Raw genomic sequence first — 6,986 nt, forward strand, 5'->3', positions numbered from 1 at the left:
TCGCCCGCCGTGCGAGAAGGCGGTCACGTCATGCCAGCACGCCGGCCGCCGGTACGTAGGGCAGGCCGAGCGCCAGCGCGACCGCTTCGTACGTGATGTGCCCGTCGCACACGTTCAGGCCCGCGCGCAGGTGCGGATCGTCGGTCATCGCCTGCTTCCAGCCCTTGTCGGCGAGTGCGAGCGCATGCCCGAGCGTCGCGTTGTTCAGCGCGAAGGTCGACGTGCGCGCGACCGCGCCGGGCATGTTCGCGACGCAGTAGTGCACGACGCCGTCGACGACGAAGGTCGGGTCCGCGTGCGTCGTCGCATGCGAAGTCTCGAAGCATCCGCCCTGGTCGATCGCGACGTCGACGACGACCGCCCCCTTGCGCATCGTCGCGATCATGTCGCGCGTGACGAGCCGCGGCGCCGATGCGCCCGGCACGAGTACGGCGCCGATCACGACGTCGGCATCGCGCACGGCTTCGTCGATCGTGTGCGCGTTCGAGCAGACGGTCGCGATCCGGTTGGCGAACACGAGGTCGAGCTGGCGCAGCCGGTTCACGTTGGTGTCGAGCACGGTGACGCGCGCGCCGAGGCCGACCGCCATCTGCAGCGCACCGGTGCCCACCACGCCCGCGCCGAGCACGACGACGTGCGCGGCCGGCACGCCGGGCACACCGGCCATCAGCAGGCCGCGCCCGCCGCGCGGGCTTTCGAGGTGGGTCGCCGCGACCTGGATCGACATGCGCCCGGCCACCTCGCTCATCGGCGCGAGCAGCGGCAGGCCGCCGCCCGGGCCCGTCACGGTTTCGTACGCGATGCAGACGGCGCCGGATTTCACGAGTGCTGCGGCCTGTCCGGGATCGGGCGCGAGATGCAGGTACGTGTAGAGGATCTGCCCGCGCCGCAGCATCGCGCATTCCGCCGGCTGCGGCTCCTTGACCTTGATGATCATGTCGGTACGCGCGAAGACTTCGTCGGCGCCGTCGCAGAGCGATGCGCCCGCGGCCGTGTAGTCGTTGTCGAGCAGGCCGATCGCGGTGCCCGCGCCGCGCTGCACCAGCACGCGGTGGCCGTGCCGAGTGAGTTCGCGCGCGCCGGCCGGCGTGAGGCCGACACGGTATTCGTGGTTCTTGATCTCCTTCGGCACGCCGATCAGCATGAGTCGCCTCCATGGCCTTCGTTATCGTTGTCGTGCAGGTGCGCCGTGCGGCCGATCGCGCGGATGCGTATCGACCGCGGTACTGGAATAACAGGGTAGTAGTGCGCGGAGGGAAGTCAAGCGGCCGGCCCGCGCGCACTGCGTTGCAACATCCGTCTTGGCGGGTTGCGACCGGAGGTCGCAATGCGCGTGTTGCCGGGTTTCGGTATCGTCATGTGTGTCGCGGCCCGGGGCCGCGCGCCGGCGTTTTGCCGGCAGCACGTCGAGATAACGACACAACGAGACGAGGGCATTGACCGACATGACCGGGGCGTATTTCAGCGTGCCGACGCTTTGCGCGATCGCGCTCATTCACGTGTACTGGGCGTTGGGCGGGCGGCGCGGCAAGCGTGCGGCCATTCCGGAGCAGGACGGCGAGCCGCTGCTGCGGCCGACCGCCATCGGCACGCTCGCCGTCGCGGCGGCATTGCTGGGCGGTGCGTGTGTGGTTGCCGCGCGTGCCGGCTGGCTGGGGCCGAACCCGTATCCCGGCACGATCTCGTTCGCGGTCGTTGCGCTCGCATTGATCTTCGCGGTGCGGGCCGTCGGCGATTTCCGTTACGTCGGCTTCTTCAAGCGGATTCGCGGGTCGCGTTTCGCACGGATGGACACGCTGTATTACTCGCCGCTGTGCGCGGCGCTGGCGCTGTCCATCGCATCGATGTTCTGGCCGCGGTGACCGCGCGTCTCAGCGTGCAGGCGCGTCCCGCTCCGTAAGGTATTCCGCCGGCACGGCATCCGTCAGCCATACGCCGTTTTCGGCGACGAAGAACGTGTGGCCTTGCCGATGCATGCGCTGCGCATCGACCTCGAGAATCACGGGCACGCCGTAGCGTGTGCCGACGGCCAGCGCGGTCCGGACGTCAGGCGACAGATGCACGTGATGACGGGCGCCGGGTATCAGCCCTTGCGCCCGAATCGAATCCAGGAAGCGCGTCGCGGTGCCGTGATAGAGGCGCTCGGGCGGTTGCGCGGCCGGATAGCGGCGCTGCACGACGGGCGTCGAATGGCCTTGTACCGCGCGGATGCGTCGGCCGTCGTCGGAGAGGGCGAAGCGCTGCTTGTCGTTGGTCGCGCAGACGGTTTCGAGCGTCGCGCGATCGACGGGATGCCCCAGGCGGGCGATGCCGGCGATCAGTTCGTCGATGTCGGCCCAGCCTTCCGGGTCGAGCCGCAGCCCGATCGTTTGCGGCGCGTGGCGCAGCAGGTAGCTGAGGGTTCGGCTGATGCGGGTCGCGTCGGCCGCCGGCAGTTCATTCTTCTGTGGTCTCATGAGACGCGGAGGCTACCAGAGCGCGATGCAACCCGGCACCCACGGGTGCGCCGCGTGGCTGGAAAGCCACAGCCTTCCGCGAAACCCGACACACGACAATCCTTTCCCTGACGCCCGTGTCGGCGGGTAATCGCGCGAATCCTTTCGCGTTCCGGCTTCCGGATTTTTCAATTGTTGCGATTTTCGATGCATTGAATTGCATTGGCGTACCTTTGAATGGAACCGGTTCCATATATAATTCGCGGCACTTGTCGCCGGGCCCGAAAGAGGGTCGTGCACGTTGCGCTTGCTGTCGGCAAACGCGACGTCTAAGTTGAATGAGGGTCATGAGCGATGAGGGGCAGATGCAGGCAGATGCCGGTATTTGTCAGACGATATGGCTCACAAAGAAGCCGATCCGTGCAGCGCAGCCTGAACCGGCGCGATGCGCGGCCGCATGAAGGCGCTGCCGCGCATTGCACGGGCGGCGCCTGCATCGAGGTTGTTCGCAACAGACGAAAGAACAGGACGGCCAGCCGGTTGCGGCAAGGCTGCCATGCCGGACATGCCGCATGCGGAGTGCGCGCGTCCGGGCCCCGAGATCCCCAACGATCAACATCCGACCATGTCCACGTCACCTGACAAACCCAACTCGCGCCGCCGTTTCCTGCGCACGTCGGTCGCGCTCGTGCCGATCGCGTCGGTCGCCGGCTGCGACCTGCGCTCGTCGTCGCCTTCCGCGACGACCGGCAACGCGCCCGGTGCATCGGCCAGCGCCGAACGCGCCCCGTACAAGCCGACCTTCTTCGATGCGAAGGAATGGGCGTTCGTCCAGGCCGCCGTCGACCGGCTGATTCCGGCCGACGCCGAAGGCCCCGGCGCGCTCGAATCGGGCGTGCCCGAATTCATCGACCGCCAGATGGAGACGCCGTATGCGCACGGCGCGACCTGGTACATGCAGGGGCCGTTCCAGCAAGGCGTGCCCGAGCTTGGCTACCAGCTGAAGCTGGTGCCGCGCGACATCTACCGGCTGGGTATCGCGGCGGTCAACCGCTATTGCGAGAAGACCCACGGCAAGGCGTTCGCGGATCTCGACGCGCCGACGCGCGACACCGTGCTCGGCGCGCTGGAGAAGGGCGGCGCGCAGATCGACGACGTGCCGCCCGGCGTGTTCTTCGGCCAGTTGCTGCAGAACACGCGCGAAGGCTATTTCTGCGATCCGGTGCATGGCGGCAATCACGACATGGCCGCGTGGAAGATGATCGGTTTTCCCGGCGCACGCGCGGACTTCATGGATTTCGTCAACCAGAGCGGCAAGCCCTATCCGTACGGCCCCGTCTCGATCAACGGGGAGCGCAGCTGATGGCCGCAGAGAAAAAACCGCATGTCGATGCGGTGATCGTCGGCTTCGGCTGGACCGGCGCGATTCTCGCGAAGGAACTCACCGAAGCGGGCTTGAACGTGGTCGCGCTCGAGCGCGGCGAGTATCGCGACACCTATCCGGACGGCGCGTATCCGAACACGATCGACGAACTGACCTACAACATCCGCAAGAAGCTGTTCCTCGACCTGTCGAAGACGACGGTGTCGATCCGCCACGGGCTGCAGGACACCGCGCTGCCGTACCGGCAGCTCGCCGCGTTCCTGCCGGGTGAAGGCGTGGGCGGCGCGGGGCTGCACTGGTCGGGCGTGCATTTCCGGATCACGCCGGAAGAGCTGCGCCTGCGCAGCCACTATGAAGAGCGCTACGGCAAGAAGTTCATCCCCGAAGGGATGACGATCCAGGACACCGGCGTGACCTACGACGAGCTCGAGCCGCATTTCGATTTCGCGGAGAAGGTGTTCGGCACGTCGGGGCAGGCGTACAAGGTCGGCGGCAAGGTGGTCGGCGACGGCAACGTGTTCGAAGCGAACCGCAGCGACAACTTCCCGCTGCCCGCGCAGCTCAACACGTATTCGGCGCAGCGCTTCTCCGATGCAGCGAAGTCGCTCGGCCTGCATCCGTACCGGCTGCCGTCGGCGAACACGTCGGGCCCGTACACGAACCCGTACGGCGTACAGATGGGCCCGTGCAACTTCTGCGGCTACTGCAGCGGTTACGCGTGCTACATGTACTCGAAGGCGTCGCCGAACCTGAACATCCTGCCCGCGCTGAAGCAGGCGCCGAACTTCGAGCTGCGCTCGAAGTGCCACGTGCTGCGCGTCGACCTCGACGACACGAAGAAGCGCGCGACGGGCGTGACCTATGTCGACCCGGCCGGGCGTGAAGTGCACCAGCCGGCCGATCTCGTGATCGTGGCCGCGTTCCAGTACCACAACGTGCACCTGCTGCTGCTGTCGGGCATCGGCAAGCCGTACGACCCGATCTCGGGCGAAGGCGTGGTGGGTCGCAATTTCGCGTACCAGAACCTGTCGACGATCAAGGCGTTCTTCGACAAGGACACCTATACGAATCCGTTCATCGGCGCGGGCGGCAACGGCGTCGCGGTGGACGATTTCAACGCGGACAACTTCGACCACGGCCCGCTCGGCTTCGTCGGCGGCTCGCCGCTGTGGGTGAACCAGGCCGGCGTGAAGCCGATCAGCGGCATCGCGACGCCGCCCGGTACGCCGCAGTGGGGCTCGGCGTGGAAGAAGGCGGTCAAGGACAACTACGCGCACACGATCTCGATGGACGCGCACGGCACCAACATGTCGTATCGCGACGTGTACCTCGACCTCGATCCGACCTATCGCGATTCGTACGGCCAGCCGCTGCTGCGGATGACCTTCGACTGGAAGGACAACGACATCAAGATGGCGCAGTACGTGACCGGGCAGATGAAGAAGATCGCGGAGGCGATGGGGCCGAAGGCGATCGGCGTGTCGACGCGCGAGTTCGGCAAGCACTTCGATTCGCGCGCGTACCAGACGACCCACCTCGTCGGCGGCGCGATCATGGGCACCGACCCGAAGACAAGCGTGCTGAACCGTTACCTGCAGTGCTGGGACGTGCACAACGTGTTCGTGATGGGCGCATCGGCGCTGCCGCAGGGCATCGGCTACAACCCGACCGGGATCATCGCGGCGCTGGCCTACTGGTCGGCACGTGCGATCCGCGAGCAATACCTGAAAAATCCCGCTCCGCTGGTGACCGTATGAAGAGGACGATGAACCACAACGTCGCGCGCCGGATGTCGCGCGCGCTGGCGGCCGGCGCGGCCTGGGCCGCGCTCGGCTTCGCAGGCTCGACGGCGTTCGCACAGCCGGCTGCGCCTGCGGCGGCTTCCGGCCCGGCGACTGCAACCGCGGCCCGATCCGCCGACGCGAACCTGATCAAGCGCGGCGAATACCTCGCGCGCGCGGGCGACTGTATCGCGTGCCATACCGCGAGCGGCGGCAAGCCGTTCGCGGGCGGGCTGAAATTCGACACGCCGATCGGCGGCATCTATTCGACGAACATCACGCCGGACCCGAAGACGGGCCTCGGCGGCTGGACTTACGAGGACTTCACGCGCGCGGTGCGCGAAGGCGTGCGCAAGAACGGCGACACGATGTATCCGGCCATGCCGTTCCCGTCGTACGCGCGCCTGACCGACGACGACATGAAGGCGCTGTACGCGTACTTCATGCACGGCGTCGCGCCCGTCGAGCACGAGAACCGTGCGGTCGATATCGTGTGGCCGCTGTCGATGCGCTGGCCGCTTACGATCTGGCGCAAGATGTTCGCCCCGACGCCGAAGCCGTTCGACGCGGCGCCGTACACCGATCCGGTGGTCGCGCGCGGCGCGTATCTCGTGCAGGGTCTCGGCCACTGCGGTGCGTGCCACACGCCGCGCGCGCCGACGATGCAGGAGCGCGGGCTGACCGACGCGGACGGCCCGGACTTCCTGGCCGGCGGTGCGGCGATCGACGGCTGGGTGCCGACGAGCCTGCGCGGCGAGCCGCGCACGGGCCTCGGCACGTGGAACGAAACCGAGATCGTGCAGTTCCTGAAGACGGGCCGCACGCTGCGCACGGCGGCATTCGGCGGGATGACGGACGTGGTCGGCCACAGCATGCAGCACATGACCGACGACGACCTGAACGCAATCGCGCGCTACCTGAAGACGCTGCCGCCGCGCGTGCAGGGCGAGCAGCCGCACGTGTACGACGCGGCGGCTGCCAAGGCCCTGCAGGCCGGCGATGCGAGCAAGCCGGGCGCGGCCGTCTATCGCGACAACTGCACGGCCTGCCACCGCAGCGACGGCCATGGCTACACGCGCGTGTTCCCGGCACTCGCCGGCAACCCGGTCGTGCAGGGCGACGATCCGACCTCGCTGATCCACGTCGTGCTGGAAGGCAGCGCGCTGCAGGGCACGCGCACCGCGCCGTCGACGTTCACGATGCCGCCGTTCGGCTGGCGCCTGTCGGACCAGGAAGTCGCGGACGTATCCAACTTCGTGCGCACGAGCTGGGGCAACACGGGGGCGCCGGTGACCGCCGCGCAGGTCGCGAAGGTGCGCAAGAGCGTGCCGTCGACCCGGCCCGAACCGCCGCCGGGCGCGCGGTTCCCGCAAGCGTCGCGCTGAC

6 protein-coding genes are annotated in these 6,986 nt (G+C 67.8%); 4 read left to right on the top strand and 2 right to left on the bottom strand.

Annotated elements, in window-relative coordinates; translation table 11 throughout:
- Nucleotides 1–28 precede the first annotated feature (28 nt).
- Nucleotides 29–1,144 (bottom strand): alanine dehydrogenase, encoded by a 1,116-nt coding sequence (gene ald / locus ABY44_RS02565; protein WP_060171102.1) that lies wholly within the window; start codon nt 1,142–1,144, stop codon nt 29–31.
- Nucleotides 1,145–1,445: 301 nt separating this feature from the next.
- Here ald and ABY44_RS02570 point away from each other — a divergent pair, with 301 nt between their 5' ends.
- The gene (locus ABY44_RS02570; protein ID WP_027791422.1) at nt 1,446–1,862 is read left to right on the top strand and encodes a DUF3995 domain-containing protein; all 417 of its coding nucleotides are present in this window, start codon (nt 1,446–1,448) and stop codon (nt 1,860–1,862) included.
- 9 nt (nt 1,863–1,871) lie between these two features.
- Here the strand turns inward: ABY44_RS02570 and ABY44_RS02575 are convergent, their stop codons facing one another.
- The gene (locus ABY44_RS02575) at nt 1,872–2,456 is read right to left on the bottom strand and encodes an RNA 2'-phosphotransferase (protein WP_060171100.1); all 585 of its coding nucleotides are present in this window, start codon (nt 2,454–2,456) and stop codon (nt 1,872–1,874) included.
- A gap of 604 nt (nt 2,457–3,060) precedes the next feature.
- Here ABY44_RS02575 and ABY44_RS02580 point away from each other — a divergent pair.
- The 3 genes from ABY44_RS02580 to ABY44_RS02590 are packed head-to-tail and all read left to right on the top strand — an operon-like array spanning nt 3,061 to nt 6,985.
- A complete protein-coding gene (locus ABY44_RS02580) occupies nt 3,061–3,798 on the top strand; it encodes a gluconate 2-dehydrogenase subunit 3 family protein (protein WP_060085515.1) in 738 nt (245 codons plus the stop codon).
- Nucleotides 3,798–5,576: a GMC family oxidoreductase gene (locus ABY44_RS02585; RefSeq protein ID WP_021163240.1), complete on the top strand. Its 1,779-nt coding sequence runs from the start codon at nt 3,798–3,800 to the stop codon at nt 5,574–5,576. Before ABY44_RS02580 ends, ABY44_RS02585 begins: the two co-directional genes overlap by 1 nt.
- Nucleotides 5,573–6,985, top strand: a complete 1,413-nt coding sequence (locus ABY44_RS02590) for a c-type cytochrome (RefSeq protein ID WP_060085161.1) — start codon at nt 5,573–5,575, stop codon at nt 6,983–6,985. The genes ABY44_RS02585 and ABY44_RS02590 overlap by 4 nt, the downstream gene beginning before the upstream one ends.
- Nucleotide 6,986 lies beyond the last annotated feature (1 nt).

This window comes from Burkholderia sp. ZZQ-2 (genome assembly GCF_050768715.1).
GTDB lineage: Bacteria > Pseudomonadota > Gammaproteobacteria > Burkholderiales > Burkholderiaceae > Burkholderia > Burkholderia cepacia.